This is a genomic window from Tannerella forsythia 92A2 (assembly GCF_000238215.1).
GTDB lineage: Bacteria > Bacteroidota > Bacteroidia > Bacteroidales > Tannerellaceae > Tannerella > Tannerella forsythia.
Genome location: NC_016610.1, coordinates 1,579,780 through 1,595,571, shown reverse-complemented (window position 1 = coordinate 1,595,571; position 15,792 = coordinate 1,579,780). Strand labels below are relative to the sequence as shown.

At 44.9% G+C, this 15,792-nt stretch carries 15 protein-coding genes and 2 riboswitches; all 15 genes read right to left on the bottom strand.

What is annotated here, in order from left to right:
- Positions 1-17 precede the first annotated feature (17 nt).
- Positions 18-800, bottom strand: a complete 783-nt coding sequence (locus tag BFO_RS06485; RefSeq protein WP_014224843.1) for an electron transfer flavoprotein subunit beta/FixA family protein — start codon at positions 798-800, stop codon at positions 18-20.
- A 6-nt stretch (positions 801-806) separates the two neighbouring features.
- Positions 807-1,955 carry an acyl-CoA dehydrogenase gene (locus BFO_RS06480; protein WP_014224842.1) on the bottom strand — a complete coding sequence of 383 codons (1,149 nt, stop codon included), beginning with the start codon at positions 1,953-1,955 and terminating at the stop codon, positions 807-809.
- Between the two features lie 25 nt (positions 1,956-1,980).
- The gene (locus BFO_RS06475) at positions 1,981-3,339 is read right to left on the bottom strand and encodes an aldehyde dehydrogenase family protein (protein ID WP_014224841.1); all 1,359 of its coding nucleotides are present in this window, start codon (positions 3,337-3,339) and stop codon (positions 1,981-1,983) included.
- A 12-nt stretch (positions 3,340-3,351) separates the two neighbouring features.
- On the bottom strand, positions 3,352-4,467 hold the full coding sequence (locus tag BFO_RS06470; RefSeq protein ID WP_014224840.1) for a 4-hydroxybutyrate dehydrogenase: 1,116 nt from the start codon (positions 4,465-4,467) through the stop codon (positions 3,352-3,354).
- Positions 4,468-4,499: 32 nt separating this feature from the next.
- Positions 4,500-5,792 carry an acetyl-CoA hydrolase/transferase family protein gene (locus BFO_RS06465; protein WP_014224839.1) on the bottom strand — a complete coding sequence of 431 codons (1,293 nt, stop codon included), beginning with the start codon at positions 5,790-5,792 and terminating at the stop codon, positions 4,500-4,502.
- A 2-nt stretch (positions 5,793-5,794) separates the two neighbouring features.
- Positions 5,795-6,112, bottom strand: a complete 318-nt coding sequence (locus tag BFO_RS06460; protein ID WP_014224838.1) for a NifU family protein — start codon at positions 6,110-6,112, stop codon at positions 5,795-5,797.
- 4 nt (positions 6,113-6,116) lie between these two features.
- A complete protein-coding gene (locus BFO_RS06455) occupies positions 6,117-7,577 on the bottom strand; it encodes a 4-hydroxyphenylacetate 3-hydroxylase family protein (protein WP_014224837.1) in 1,461 nt (486 codons plus the stop codon).
- Positions 7,578-7,842: 265 nt separating this feature from the next.
- A riboswitch (cobalamin riboswitch) is annotated at positions 7,843-8,052 on the bottom strand.
- Positions 8,053-8,915: 863 nt separating this feature from the next.
- A complete protein-coding gene (locus tag BFO_RS06445; RefSeq protein ID WP_041590740.1) occupies positions 8,916-9,665 on the bottom strand; it encodes an IS4 family transposase in 750 nt (249 codons plus the stop codon).
- Entirely contained in the window at positions 9,637-10,035 is a 399-nt protein-coding gene (locus tag BFO_RS06440) for a DUF4372 domain-containing protein (RefSeq protein WP_041590739.1), read from the bottom strand. Before BFO_RS06440 ends, BFO_RS06445 begins: the two co-directional genes overlap by 29 nt.
- A 105-nt stretch (positions 10,036-10,140) precedes the next feature.
- The gene (locus tag BFO_RS06435; RefSeq protein ID WP_041590738.1) at positions 10,141-10,506 is read right to left on the bottom strand and encodes a hypothetical protein; all 366 of its coding nucleotides are present in this window, start codon (positions 10,504-10,506) and stop codon (positions 10,141-10,143) included.
- An 18-nt stretch (positions 10,507-10,524) separates the two neighbouring features.
- Positions 10,525-12,192, bottom strand: a complete 1,668-nt coding sequence (locus tag BFO_RS06430; RefSeq protein WP_014224834.1) for a hypothetical protein — start codon at positions 12,190-12,192, stop codon at positions 10,525-10,527.
- Between the two features lie 89 nt (positions 12,193-12,281).
- A riboswitch (cobalamin riboswitch) is annotated at positions 12,282-12,492 on the bottom strand.
- Between the two features lie 357 nt (positions 12,493-12,849).
- A complete protein-coding gene (locus tag BFO_RS06425; protein WP_014224833.1) occupies positions 12,850-13,110 on the bottom strand; it encodes a hypothetical protein in 261 nt (86 codons plus the stop codon).
- A 576-nt stretch (positions 13,111-13,686) separates the two neighbouring features.
- Entirely contained in the window at positions 13,687-14,280 is a 594-nt protein-coding gene (locus BFO_RS06420) for a hypothetical protein (RefSeq protein ID WP_014224832.1), read from the bottom strand.
- A gap of 8 nt (positions 14,281-14,288) precedes the next feature.
- On the bottom strand, positions 14,289-15,167 hold the full coding sequence (locus BFO_RS14935) for a C10 family peptidase (protein ID WP_014224831.1): 879 nt from the start codon (positions 15,165-15,167) through the stop codon (positions 14,289-14,291).
- Entirely contained in the window at positions 15,164-15,700 is a 537-nt protein-coding gene (locus BFO_RS06410) for a Spi family protease inhibitor (protein WP_080561786.1), read from the bottom strand. Before BFO_RS06410 ends, BFO_RS14935 begins: the two co-directional genes overlap by 4 nt.
- Positions 15,701-15,792 lie beyond the last annotated feature (92 nt).

Below are 15,792 nucleotides of genomic sequence, written 5' to 3'. Positions count from 1 at the left end.
ATCACAATAGCGGGGTGTTAGATGATGAATTTTTCCTGTAATTTCTCAAAAATAATCTGTGCGCCTTCTTCGGGAGATACTTCATGCAGCACTCCCATCGCCTTCGCTCCCTTGGTGAACGATTTGGCTACCCTTGTCGGAGAGCCTTTGAGACCGATCTGTTCCGCGTCCACACGGATATGATCGAAACCCCACACTTCAATTTCCCGCTCATAGGCAGTCATGATGAGCCGTACATTCATATAGCGCGGCGGCTCGGCCGCCGAAATAACGGTGAACAGACAAGGCCGGCCGACTTCGAGTATCTCGTACCCTTCTTCCGTGCTTTTGGTGACGGTGAACGTCTCGTCCCCGTCATATTCTACGTGTTCCACATACGTAACCTGCGGCAATCCGAGATGTTCGGCAATCTGCGGACCTACCTGCGCCGTGTCGCCGTCAATCGCCTGCCTTCCGGAGAAGATGACATCGAAAGGGATGTTTCGCAGGGCGGCAGCCAGCGTGTACGATGTTGCCCACGTGTCGGCTCCGCCGAATTTCCGATCGCTAAGCAGGATGGCACGGTCTGCGCCCATGGCATACGCTTCGCGAAGAATCGCTTCGGCCTGCGGCGGCCCCATCGTAAGGACCGTAACATGCGCCCCGAACTTGTCTTTCAGGAGCAATGCCTGTTCCAGTCCGCACTTGTCGTCCGGATTCATGATGCTCGGCACCCCGTCGCGGATAAGCGTTCCTTTCACCGGATCGAGTTTGATTTCCGTCGTATCCGGAACTTGTTTGATACAAACAACGATATTCATAATGTATTATTTTTTCTTTTTTAGTAGGTTGGAGGCAATCACAAGTCGCTGTACTTCGGATGTACCTTCGTAAATCTCGGTAATCTTCGCGTCGCGCATCATCCGTTCTACCGGATATTCGCGGGTATAACCGTATCCGCCGTGATACTGGACAGCTTTGATGGTCATATCCATCGCTACCTCGGCACAATACAGCTTGGCCATGGCCGAATCCATCGTATAATTCATCTTCCGATCTTTTTTCCACGAGGCTTTTCGTACCAGCAGGCGAGCCGCTTCGATGCGCGTTGCCAGATCGGCGAGCTGGAACTGCGTGTTCTGGAACTGACCGATGGATTTACCGAACTGCTTTCTCTCGGTCACGTATTTTACCGTCTCGTCCATGGCGCCTTGCGCTATTCCCAATGCCTGCGATGCAATCCCGATACGTCCTCCGTCGAGCGTCTTCATCGCAATCTTGAAGCCGTTGCCTACCGTGCCGAGCATGTTTTCCTTCGGAACGATGCAATGCTCAAAGATCAGTTCGCATGTGGCCGATCCCCGTATCCCCATTTTCAATTCTTTCTTTCCGATGCTGAACCCGGGCATACCTTTCTCTACGATGAAAGCCGTGATTCCTTTCGTGCCAAGACTTTTATCCGTCATGGCGAAGATGACATATACATGGGCATACTCGGCATTGGTGATAAATATTTTATTCCCGTTGAGGATGTAGTGATCGTCTTCCTCCTCGGCGAAGGTCTGCTGTGCGGCCGCATCCGTTCCGGCATTCGGCTCGGTCAGCCCGAAGGCACCGATCCACTCGCCCGAACAAAGTTTGGGCAGATACTTTTTCTTCTGCTCTTCAGTGCCGTGCTCATAGATGGGGGCGGTGCACAGCGACGTATGCGCCGACAGTACGACTCCCGTGGTAGCACACACTTTCGACAGTTCTTCGACCGCCATGGAATACATCTGATTTGTGGCTCCCGCTCCGCCGTACTCTACCGGAAAAGGAATGCCCATCAGCCCGATTTTCCCCATCTTACGCACGGTCTCTATCGGGAAACGCTCCTGCTCATCGATTTCCGCAGCCAGCGGTTTCACCTCTTTCTCGGCAAAGGTGCGAATCATCTGGAGGAACAAGGCCTCCTCACGTGTCTGATTAAAATCCATACATTTCTATCTTGGTCCGTTGATTTTATTTCATTGCCCAGATTTCGTCGTCGGTAGGGATCTGAATATGCGGTGACACCTGTGCAACGCGTGTGATATTGAGCAAGTGTTTGTAGGTAAAGTTCTCCGAGATGGAATTATTTCCCCAGCTTCCGCATCCCAGCGTGGTGGTCACGGACAACCCATTCTGAATCGACCCGCCGGCAGTGATGGAACAAGGTGCATTGACAATCAGGCGTGAGACGGAGATTTCCATTCCGGCTTTGATGATATTGGCCTGATCGTTCGAGTGGATACCTGCCGTATGGCCGCTGCCTTCGAGGTTCAAATTCGTCTTTGCAATATCGATGGCTTCTTCAAAATAATTATACGGGAAGCAGGCCATGACAGGGCACATCTTCTCTTTACATATCATATCTTCCTGGCCGACTCCATGAGCCTGCACGACCAGTACCCTGGTTCCTTCAGGAACGGAGATACCTGCTTTTCGACTGATCATTTCAACACTCTGCCCTACGATGTCGCGACAAAGAGCGCCGTTATTGAAGATGGCATTCACGACTTTCTCACGGTCTTCTTCGGGTACGAAATATGCACCGTGCTTTACGAAAGATTCAAAAACTTCCTGTTTATCTTTCGCATGATAGATAAAACTCTGCTCGCCCGAACAAATGATGCCGTTGTCGAAAGCACGCCCCGTGATAATCTTGTCGGCTGCTTCGTCGTAATCGATAAAACGGTCCAGGATCACCTGTACGTTGCCGGCTCCCACGCCGAACGACGGTTTGCCCGACGAATAGGCCGAATGTACCATCTGCATGCCTCCGGTAGCCACCACCACATCGACGGAAGCCATAAGTTCCTGCGTCTTTTCGATGCTTGGCTCTTCGATGATCTGAATCAGTCCTTCGGGAACGTTATAATTGCGCAGACACTCGACGATTTTGTTGACCGTGTATGTCGAACAATTTTTGGCTTTGGGATGCGGTGCTACGATGATGGCATTCTTCGTCTTCAACGCGAAAGCGATATTAGCCATCGGGGTCACAATCGGGTTTGTCATCGGTGTGATGGCCGCAACGACTCCTACGGGCTTGGCTATTTTAATCAGTCCTGTTTTGTCATCGATATCCATCACTCCCATCGATTTTTTACCTTGCAGGTTACTCCATACGCCTTTCGCCTTATTTCTGTTTTTGGCGACCTTGTGTTCGTACACCCCCATCTGCGTCTCGTCGATGGCCATCTGCGCCAATAATTCGGCACGATCATATACGACTTTGGTCGCTGCTTTTACGACTTCGTCGACCGTGTCCTGATTAAATCTTTCCTGATACTCCTTCTGTGCCGCGCGAGCTCGGGCGATCATTTCTTTAATTTCCATAGTGTTGATGATTTAATATAACGTTTGATAAATGGTTTCCATCTCGTCCTGAGTCAATGCCACGTAATTATTGGCCAGCAGACGCTGCTGTGTTTTCACAACAGACTCGGCGAAGCCTTTTACTTCTTCGGGTTTCATGCCATATTCCCGGAGCGACCGTTTCTCGATCAGACAACCCAGCAACTTATCTAACTCGGGGAACACCTCTTCAGGGCTACAGTTCAGTCGTTCCCCGATTTTTTTGTTCAGCTCTGCAATGCTTCCTTCCGGGTTCTTGGCCTGATACATCTTGAAGACCTCGGTGAAAAACTGATAGTTTGCTTCGCCGTGTGGTACATGATACGTGCCTCCGAGCGGATACGAGAGCGCATGTACGGCGCCTACCCCGGCATTCCCGAAAGCGATTCCCGCGAAGTTGCTGGCCATGATCATCTCGCCCATTTTCTCGAAACGGCAGTCCTGCCCTTTGGCAGCAATCTCTTTGAACACATCGAGAATGATGTTCCAGGCGGCCTCGCTGAAAATCCGCGTGTACAGGTTCGCTTTGGGAGAGACATAGGATTCAATCGCATGTATCAACGCATCAATAGCGCTGCACGCATAAAATTTGAACGGCAGTCCTCGCAGTAACTCCGGAATGATGACGGCGTCGTCGGCCAGAATTGTATCGTCGGCCAGTCCCATTTTCGTATGACGGCTTTTGATTTCGGCGATGGAGAGATTCGTTACTTCGCTGCCTGTTCCGCAAGTAGTCGGAACGATGACCAACTGTTTCTCTTTGATAAGCGGTATCTTACGGTCGAACGCCTCCGATACATTCTTGAGTCCTTGCAGTACGAAAAGCTTCGAGATGTCGATCACCGTTCCTCCGCCAATGGCAATGACACGTGTATAGCGCAGGTTCGCCACATCATTCAGCATGCTGTTCATCATTTCGTCCGACGGTTCTCCCAAGCCGTACTTCTCCTGCATGATAAAGCGGCAGGGAAGGGCGCACGATTTCATGTAAGGCTCATACAGAAACTCGTTGGTAATAACAAGGTCATTCTCGCCGAGAGCAAATGTTTTCGCAAAATCACCGAATGATTCGAACCGGTGAATCGTTGTTTTTAATTTGAATAGTTGCATATTCGTAATATTTTGAATGATACGTATCGGACTTAATGAAAACGCTGTTGATAAAATGCTTCCAATTCTTCTCTGAAATCGGGATGAGCAATCTTGATCAATGCCTTGGCGCGTTCGCGGAGCGATTTGCCTCTCAGACGGGCGACTCCGTATTCGGTCACCACGTAATCCACATCGTTGCGCGAGGTTGTGACCGTGGTGCCTTCGGTCAGTGTGGCTACGATCCGCGAAGTCGTACCGTTTTTTGCCGTCGAAGGCATGGCCATGATGCTTTTTCCGCCTCTCGACCACATGCTGCCACGTACATAATCTACCTGACCGCCCGTCCCGCTGATTTGCTGCAAGCCAATGCTCTCCGACGAAACCTGACCGGCAAGATCGACCGAAAGACAACTGTTGATGCTGATCATCCGATCGTTTTGCGCAATTACCCGAGGGTCATTCACATAATCCGACGGATACATCTCCACGTCGGGGTTATGATTCACAAAGTCATACAACGCCTGCGTCCCCATCAGGAACGTTGCCACCATTTTATTCGGATGTAACGTTTTTGCCTTTCCGTTGATTACACCGTTTTTGACTAACTCCAGCACTCCGTCCGAGAACATCTCCGAATGGATCCCCAGATTTTTCTTGTCTTTCAGGAAAAGAAGCACGGCATCCGGAATCGCGCCGATACCCAACTGAAGGGTTGCTCCGTCCTCGATCAGAGTAGCACAGTTTCTCCCGATGGCCTCCTCTACCTCGGTGATACGAGGAGGCGCAATCGTGTAAAGCGGATAGTCGGCTTCCACGATACAGTCGAGCTTCGACAGATGAATCAGGTTATCTCCTCCGATGTACGGCATCTGCTCGTTGATCTCGCCGATCACTAACCGCGCATGTTCGGTTGATGGCTTCGAATAATCCGACGATATGCCGAAGCTGCAATTCCCGTCCTCGTCAGGGGGGGAGAGCTGTACGATGGCGACATCGACGGGGATGAGTCGCTCACGAATCATGCGGGGCACTTCGGAAAGGAAAGCCGGAAGAAAATCGACCCGCTTCTCTTTGATCGCCGAACGCGTATTCGCCCCAATAAAACTCGCGACATGGCGGAAAGCCTCTTCCATCCCTGGTTCCGTATATTTTGCTTCGCCCAGAACTAACATGTGATAAATGCCGACGTTTTTGAAATACGTAGAGTTTCGTACCAAGGCATCGACACACATCTGCGGCACTCCGGCGGCATGACCCAATGATACCAGCTCATTGTTGCGAATCTGTCTGACGGCTTCGTCAGCCGAGACAATTTTGTTACGATAGGTTGTTTTCCATTCCATTGTTATAAATTCGATTCATGGGTTTTTCGAAGGATCCGTTTTGCTTCATCGAGCAGTGCCTGACTGACGCCATAGTCGGTTTCCACGCGGATCGTTTCGTCGCTCAGCGCTTCGCGAAGGATTTTCTGCACGACGTGCTCGAGCGTTTCGCAGGCCGAAGGACAATATCGGCATGCTCCGGTGAAAGACACTCTGACGACCGACCGGGAGATTCCCGTCAGTGTCAAGTCTCCACCGTGACTGCGCAGGAGAGGGCTGACCTTTTCGCGCAGCACGGCAGTGACGGCCTCTTTCTCGATGAATCGTTCCGTTTCCTTCACGTTCTTATTGGTCTAACGATTCGTCGATGCGGGCGATGGTGCGCGCCATTTTCTTCTTGGCCTCCAGATCGCCCTGACGTGCGATCATGATGCGTTGTGCTTGCGGCGATCCGGCTCCGTGCAGTGACTCCGTACGGTAGCCGACGGCAGCCGTCCCCAATGTTAAATTCTCAATCAGACGCAGGATACGCATCCGGTTGGTGGTGTCTTTACCTTTTGCTCCGGCCAGATATTTACGGACGATATCGCCCGTTTCTTCCGAGTGCAAGTCCCGTTCCGACGGCATGGTGACCATCAGTCCACCGGCAATATCTTCGGCCAAACGGGTGATTTCATACGGGAAACGGGTCACATTCTGTTTGCAGACATTGGCCAGCAGCAGGTCGATCATATAATTTCCGGCCGGCATCTTCACCCCTTCCGACGAGCAGGCGATTCCACAGGCATACAACGTCTCGTTCAGGTGAATCATCTCAATGAGTTTATCTTTGATATGCGATGCTTTGGGTACGCCGTTATAATCGGCAGCCAGAGCGGCCGCGCCAATCAGGACGTCGCCCACACCGACCTTGCATCCTCCGTATGACTGGCGGTGATACCCGGCGAAACGCTCGACCATCATGCCGGCAAACTGATATTCTTTACACATAAATACTCGCTCGTTGGGGATAAATACATGGTCGAACACGACGAGCGCTTCGTGCCCTCCGAACATCGGATTGCCGAGGTCAATATCGGCGCCTTCTTCCATCTTGCGCGTGTCGCACGACTGACGTCCGTAGATCATCGTGATTCCTTCGGCATCGCTCTCGATGGCAAACGATACGGCATAGTCGGCGTCGGCTTCTTTCATGGCGATCGTCGGCATAATCAGGTGCTCATGCGAGTTTACGGCTCCCGTCTGGTGGGCCTTGGCACCTGTCACCACGATGCCGTCAGGTCTTACTTCGTTGATATGAACATATAGATCGGGGTCTTCCTGTTGCGATGGCGAGAGTCCTCGGTCGCCTTTCGGGTCGGTCATTGCCCCATCGACTACGAGGTCGTTATCCTGTACATATTTCATGTATTCCACAAAGCGTTTGTGGTATTCTGTGCCAAGGGCTTGATCCATTTCGTAGGTCGTTGAATAGATGGCATTGAAGGCATCCATTCCGACGCATCGCTGGAAACAACTTGCAGTCTTCTGTCCGAGCAGGCGTTGCATTTTCACTTTCTTCTTCAAGTCTTCGGGGCTTTGATGCAGATGGCAGAACCGGTTGACCGTTTTACCGGTCAGGTTCGATGTCGCCGTCATGATATCCTTGTACTCCTCCATTTCGGCCAATTCATACGTCATGGCGATGGAGTTGAGCGACGGCCTGATTACCGGATGATCGACTGGATTATGAATCCGTTCACCCATAAAATACACCTTCAGGTTCAGCTTCCTGAGGCTTTCCACGTACTCTTCTCTTGTCTTCATGTATATTTCTTTTTATAAGTTAAAAAATGTCCGGTTTGCCCGATTCTTCCATTGCGAAGAAGAACAAAAAGGATATACTTCGCCTCTACACCGATTCCGGAACGACGCGACTCTTCCTTACGTCGACACAGAACAAGGTCTGTTGCGTTACACACCCATCCGAAGACCTCGTGTACACACCACGAACCTGTCTTCTCGCAATAGATTCAACAATTATATCTATTCAAATATGTTGCAGTCTTTTCCATTCCCTGTTCCCCAAGAATGAAAAAAAGTCGCCCAGGCAGGTCTTCTGACTTTTTCAAGGTTTTGCGATCTTCCCGTAGCCTTGATGTGGCATACAGTGATCAAAAAGAATGCAAAACCATTCTACTGAAATTACAGCTGAGGGTACAGTTCCGGACTCGCACCGGATTCCCTTTTCAATCCATCATCCATGAACGCATGATGAATCACCTGTGACGGGGACAAAGGAAATCAGTATTTTCCGATCGAACAAGAATAAATGAAAAAAAATGACATCCGATACGCTCTTTTAGACAGATTCCATATTTGTTTTCTGTCTGAAAGAGGATGAAGATATGCTAATAAACAAGTTATTGTAAGCGAGCGTAACGGAACGGAAGTTGCTCGTTGAGGATAGTGTCGGCCGGTGCTATCGTTGCTCCGGACTGTTCTTTGCAGTTCATCCGCCGTGTCTGGTAATATGCGGCTCTGCCGGCTTTTTGCCTCCGTCGGAGGGCGCTACATACGGTCTTTTTGCGAAAATCTAAGCCGTACATGATTGCTGACCGACACAAGGAAATTATTCGAATTCTATGTCGTTATCACCTTGTGCCACGCCTCCTCATACGTCTGCCAAGTCATGTTTTTCATCTCCATATCGACTTGTGAACTTGTTGTCAATACTGTAAACTGGCTCCCACATCGATTTATCAGATAAAAAGAAGAGTTTTTTATATTTAAGTGGCCAGAAAAAAGAGAAAGCAAAAAAGATTATTTTCTTCGCTATAGCTCATTTACTCAATGATTCCATTTTTAGTTTGTATAGAAAATTCCGCCATCCTTTCCATAAAAGAAAGAATGAAGGAATGTATAACATTACTTAGTCTTTAAGAGAAAAAGATTCACTATTAACCGACTAAAATCAAAATCCATCGGCTTTTATCTGTAATTAGTTAATATACATGCATTTATCATTTCTTTTTCTGTTTTTCAAAAGCTGCCTCCTTCTAAAATAAAGATAATTGAACATTCGAAGGGTTTTTATTTTTACTTTTAGTACGTTTGGAGTAGGCTTTACGTCCTTCTGTCACCACCCAAATTAAATCCAAGTGACTAATCAAGTGTATCCGCACCAATGCCGCGATGGTTGAAAACGCCTTTTTGCTCCCCGGACAAGACTCGCACCACGTTTAACAGCAAATGGGCAATCAGCGTGCACCAGACCTGCGTCTTTATCCCGTTTTCCGTTTCCGAGTAGAAGAAGTGCAGTTGAAAGTTTTGTTTCAGTTTTTTGAATGTCAGCTCTATAGTCCACCTGTATTTGTAAATCAAAGCGACTTCTTCGGGCGCTATCTCCCAGTTGTTGGTGATAAACTTGTATTTCCTGCCTTTTTCGTCCTTGTAATAAACCAAACGCAGACAAAGAGTCTCTTTTTTCTTTCCCCGTTTATAATCCAGGTGGATATGTTCTATTTTGTAAACACCGGATTCTTCTTTTTTGAGTTCCTTCTCGAACAAGACTTCCTGTAATTGAGATTTGGCATTGTCTTTCAACCGGCAGACAAAGTTGACCCCCTCTTTTGTCCGGTCGGAAAACAGACAATAGAAATTGTACGCCTTGTCGAAGACCGGCATGCTGCCTTTCGACGGATTCAGGTGGGACAGAAACTTCTTGTCGTGCATTTTCGCCTCGCTGATGGTGGCGAAAACGGCCGTGTCGGCGTGTACGTCGGTCAGCATGTGGACTTTCAGCCCGCCTTTCTTCTTCCCGTCGTCCTTGGGGTTGCGCCCCACACCTTTCATGATGTCCGAAAACAAGGTCACCGTAGTGGAGTCAAAGGCGTAAAACTCCTCGAAACCCACGTCCTTTTTCCGGCTGACCGACAAAAGCGGACAGAAATAGGCTATCAAAGCAAAGTAATACAACCTGAAAAGCTCTCCTCTCGCGCAAGGCGTCACCCGCCGTACTCTTCGCCGGTGCACAATCCATGTTCAGGTAATTCAGCTTGCCTTCCAGCGCCCGCATACCGTCGCAGACTTCGCCCATAGAATCGCAGCGGGAAAATATCCCGAACAACATCACGATAAGTTGATCCCACGAAAAGAATGCCTTATAATAACGGTCGCTGCCGCATTGTCGTACCAAGATGTCAAACTGCTCACGCGGAAGTATTTTTACGATTTGTTTGAAAATCGGCTGACCAACTAATTTCTTTGTATTATCTTTGCCCATAGTTGAGAATTTGCGTTGCAATACAAATTTACAGCTTTGGGGGCAATGCTTCGGTGGAGCCCCTTATTTTTATTCTAAACTTTTGTCGGTCAGTAATGAAAAAGGTTATTTTAATTTGGCGCCAATAGCCACATAGCTATTTCCCTCTCCTCTGCTTTTTAACTTTCCATTTACATAAATTTCTAATGTTACCAATGCTGTTTTATCATTACAGTAAGCAACTAACTGTACTTCCCAGTCTTTTGTAACAAATTCACCTTCCCATTGATCTTTAATGATTAGACCACCAGACTTGTACCCATATATTCTTACAGGTACACCGGAAGTATTACAAAAGACTTTCATAGTCACTTGGTTTTCTTTCTTCTCCTTTTTTGCATATCCGTTTTCTTTCTCACAACTACATAATACCATACTGTATATCATAACTGTGAATAAAGTAAAAAGAAGTTGTGATTTTTGTGATTTCATAATTGAATATGATTTATCTTATCGTACAGAAATGCCAAATGTAACGATACCTGTATTGTATGTATAAACCTCATGAAATACCCCTTTCCAAAGAACATTTTCAATAATAGGATCATAAAAATAGATGCGAACACTTCCTAAGTGATCAGACGCCTCTTTTCTTCTAACAATTACTTTCTTCTTCTCTCTGATACTGTTTGTTTCTGTTTTTTCAGTCTCTACACCCCCATTTATATTAATTTTTCCAAGACCTAAACCTACTTTTACGTCTCCTTTAAATTTGTCCATTTGTACACGAGTGGTCTCATATTCATTTTCATATGTATTTTCTATACTTTCATCTTCTTCTAAAATTGTTACATATCGGTAAATCGATTCTTCTGCAAGGTGCCATTTGCCAAATGATATTCTATTGGGTGTCAAATTCACTCTTTTGGCAGTAAATTTATTAGGATCTATTTTATATATATGTTTAGAATGTCTAAAGAAAGTATGGTGTATATACTCATAGTCAATATGAAAGTCCCATATTTCATCTGGTCTCAACGGTATATATACGATATAAGGATGTTGATTTGTCGATGTTACTATTTCAAATCGAAATTCATATGCACCTTTTGTCCACATTTTATCTACTAATTCCGCCTCGGAAAGTTCACGTTTCATATTAACGATTTCATCTTCTTTAATATAGGGGTCTTTATTAGGAGATGGTGAATCTCGCTGATCTGATATTTTAAAGTAGGTTTTGGGATTTATTTCTAAAAAAGAAATGTATTCTGATATAGATCGATTTAGACTTCCTGATGTTTTTTGAGGTGTTATTCCATAATAAATATAGTCACGTTGAAGTGCTTTTTGATTAACACTTCCATCATTAGTATAAAAATACTCAAAAGCTTCCAACTCTTTCTCTCCAACTATATCACTTCCTACCCAAGCCGATCTTGTATCCACTGCTTCCGAATTATTCCCTCCATCAAAGTTTGGAGATTTGAAAATAATAGACTTGCGATTTGTTCCGGTATTCATACTTCTAACCCTTTTTGCTTTTGTGCTTCCGGTTGAAGCAAGCATTTCACTCTCTTCATTTACAGCTACAACTCGACTATTTTCATTTACCACAAATACATGAAAGCTTGGCACTTCCCCTTTTTGGAGGCTTAATTCTTTTTTACCATTTAAATAAAGCGATGTCTCGGAATCTCTAGATATTGCTACTGGAATTTCATTGTCTTCAGTGTTCAAATTCTCTGGTTCTACTTTAAACAGAGCAATTTTGGGAACCAAAATATTTAATAAAGATACATTGGTTTCAATTTCTCTGATTATCTTATCCGAAGAATAGGAAACAAGGATATCTCGGAAGGATTTTCCGTTGATGGTTTCTTCTTTTACAAGCTCGTATAAGACATCATAGTTTTTGTCAAATTGCTTTAGGGACTCTTTTTTCAAAAATGCGCGTACATCTTCTCTTTCATAGACAGCCTTTGAAAGCACTTCTGCAAATTGCACGAGATATTTTTCCGTCTCATCTTCATTTGCATTTCTCAACATTACTCTTTCTGCTTTTTCTCTTTCGGAGGCATTGATGCCATCCTCTAAAAGGGCATTATCAGAACAAGAATTCAATAAAAGTAGAAAAACTCCTACCATTCTTCCTACACAAAAAAAACATTTTTTCATACTGGTTTAATTATTAATTTTAAAAAATAATAATACATCTATTCGATTCAAATATGTTGCAGTCTTTTTCATTCCCTATTCCCCAAGAATAAAAAAAAGTCGCCCAGGCAGGTCTTCTGACTTTTTCAAGGTTTTGCGATCTTCCCGTTGCCATTGATGCGGCATACAGTGATCAAAAAGAATGCAGAACCATTCTACTGAAATTACAGCTGAGGGTACAGTTCCGGACTCGCACCGGATTCCCTTTTCAATCCATCATCCATGAGCGCATGATGAATCACCTGTGACGGGGGCAAAGGAAATCAGTATTTTCCGATCGAACAAGAATAAATGAAAAAAAACGACATCCGACCCTCTCTTTTAGATCGATTCCATATTGTTCTTCTGTCTGAAAGAAAGTTCAGAGTGTTGTTATACAGGGTTCGCAAGACTTGAAATCGCCTGCGCTTCATCCGATGTTTTCAGCCCTCCGGCCAATGTGCCGCTGTTTTCTACCGGGTTTGCGTTGGAGCTTTCACAGCCATCAGTTTTTCAGCGTTCGGATTTTACCGTAAGTTTAATGGCTATTCTTGACTACACCGGCTCTCATTGTGCTTGTTGATGAATTGTCACGATTGCCGGGAGATAAGCTACCCGATCCAGACTGATCCAAAGCGTTCACTCTTTCCCCGTATCGTTCTTTTGCAGCACGACGGCCAATTCATGACCCGCTGTCCCGACAACGTACCAATCGCCTTCCATTGAGTCGTCATACAGATTGAAAGGAGGCTTCAATTTATTGTAAAGCACAGTGTCTACGTCTTCAAAGCGTAGTCTTAATCGAGAAATACCGGCGGAGGTGCTAATCTTGAAGAGTGTGGTAGATGCATAATCTCCTGCAACGGTTACTTCGTTTTTATCCACTTCGATTTTAGGCATGTTTTCGCCGGGTGCGTCTTTAATAAATCACCCCAATAGGCTTTATAATTTATTATGATTTATGTTGATAAAGGAAGTTTCTGATGCCATGTTTATGTGGCTTCTTGAAGGGCTTGTTGCAGAGGTCAATGGTTGTTGCACCTGAATATTTGGGGATATGTCTGTAGGGAAGACTCAGATTGAAGAATCGTTCTTTTTAATGGCTGGACTCTTGAGCCTTTTATTACCGAGAGAAGTTCCTTTAATATTATTTAGTCCTGCATTTATTTGCGCCGTTTGCGTTCGGATATCGTCATTCGTAATTGATCTTAGCCGTCAGCATTCAGCCAACAATTCAACAAATCAACGCCCGAAAGGCTTCGCTTTTCACGATTCACTTTTCGTTTCCACTAATATAGATTCACAACCTATGTCTTTTTCGGAGTAGAAAAGAAGAAGGGAGAAGTCTGTTAAATCACAATATAATCAATAGCTTACAGAAAATATTGTGTTTGTGTGAGTATGTTGATGCTGTTACTGCAAAGGGCAGCCAAGGATACTCTCCCTGACTGCCTTTTAAGGTTGATTATGCCTTTTTTAGTTCACGATCGACATCGTATCAATCGGAATGATCAGAGTCAATACTTGTTGATCCAAAAGAGCTATGGTATCCATACCGCCTTTATAACGATAAATATTATCTTTAACCTCACGGAACCTATCGTAGAAATCCATTTTTAATCCGTAATCCGCATTATCCCATAAAGATATTTTTTTACCGTTATATAAAACATCTTTTTTATAATGGATAAGAAAAGGCCCTTGGATAGTTACATTCAGACTGTCCGCGTCCGTGGAAACATTCGACTTCCACTTCACGGTATACTTGTGTAATTCCGATTCATAAGTACCCCAATACGTATTGACTTTCAAGTTTATCATCATCTCGTCTCCATAGCCCAATGATTCGGGAACATAATCATCGATATGACTGCCATCTTTTTTTACGGAAATCAATTCAATCGTATTTTTACCTTTGCCAAGATTCAATAGATGGCCGGATTTATCGCAATACAGTACTTTTATACGAGCATTGTGGGAAACGGCCTGTACTACCCCCGAGTCAGAACAATTGCAGCAAAGCACTATAAGAATGCCTGCACTTAATATATTTCTAAATAATTTTTTCATATTCCGTTTCATCTACCTATAACCGACATTTTTACTTTGTATCTGAAAAACAATTTATCTCTTGTTTTTTTATCCTTATCCGGACGCGTATAAGGGTTGCGCGGATCGTTTTCATCCTCGAGTTCCCAAGTAAAAGTGCCTTCTCCGGTGTCAAATATTCCGTCGATATAATAACCGTCGCACTGACCGCCCCACCCGAAATTGCAATGTACCAAACGTCGGTCCAAATTGCCGTTTGTCATATTTTCTATATACCCGTCTATTACCCAGGCATGACCATCTGAATATTTATTAAAAAAAATCCAAGTGTGTGATTTAGTAGCATTGGCTCTCACATATACTAATTTTTTGGCGTCAAGCGCTTTAACGGCCTCTTCTCCATTATAATCGCTTAATCCGGATGCGGAAAGTCCTCCCCAATCATTTAACCAGTCGATTGCTTTTTCACTCTTTGCTCCCGTTCCTTTATTAGAATAGTCCGCTTTAAGTGCAACTCCCAGATAGCGCATTAATCGGGCAACCTCATACGATGATTCATGGTGTAAATCTTTATCCAATGTGCCATATCTTTTATCATTTGCAATAGATTTACTATCGGCAATGATCCGGTCCCAATTCAAAGTTGCCGTGCCATGATTCGAGTTTAAATCATTTCCTTGATTTGTATTGTATGTAATCTGCCCCACACATCTGAAATAAGAGATGATTTGAGCGGTTGCCGTTATTACACACCCCGTATGGCCACGACCATTCGAAGTCTGGATACCGTCCACATAAGGACTGCAATTATTGTACGGTGAACTTTGGTCCCATTTTACAGAAAGCAGAGGATAGACTTTTCGTCCGGGATTTCCCCCTCCCCAACCGGGAGTAGATGTGCTTATCATCTTGCCGTTATTTGTAACGGAATAGTTTTTGATATCATAAGCAGCTTTTTTAGAGAGCGTTCTACACATAGCATAAATCCGGGGTTATCAACTTTATCTATGCTGTCCATCGAAAAGTTTCCTTCATCGATAATCGCATAGATAGGATCCGTACGTTTATCTGCAGCAACAAGTGCGAAGCCTTTATTATCTTCAAAATTTACAATATACATCAGCGTGTCGATGCCTTTGGATGTATTACCTGCACGAGTATAAACCTGGTGATTATTCGAACTTATCACTTCAACATTTCTTATGCTATAATCGTGCGATATAGAAGAATTACCTCCGGACACCCGTAAATCTACCCCATTCATCATTTCCATAAATTGAGAAAGAGTTTCTTTTGCCTCATCAATGGAAACTCTATAATTAGTGTTCGCGCGTTTATCCTCTATCCTGTTGGACTCTGACAATTCTGCAATTTCATCATTGCAACTCATTACAAAAATAGCCGCGAATATTGAGGCTACAAATAATTTAACTGATTTCATTTTACCTATTATTTTATATTCCTAATTTGTTCATTTTATACCGGTTAAATTTTATTTGAAAAAATACTGTTTTATTTTATTGGCAAAGTCCA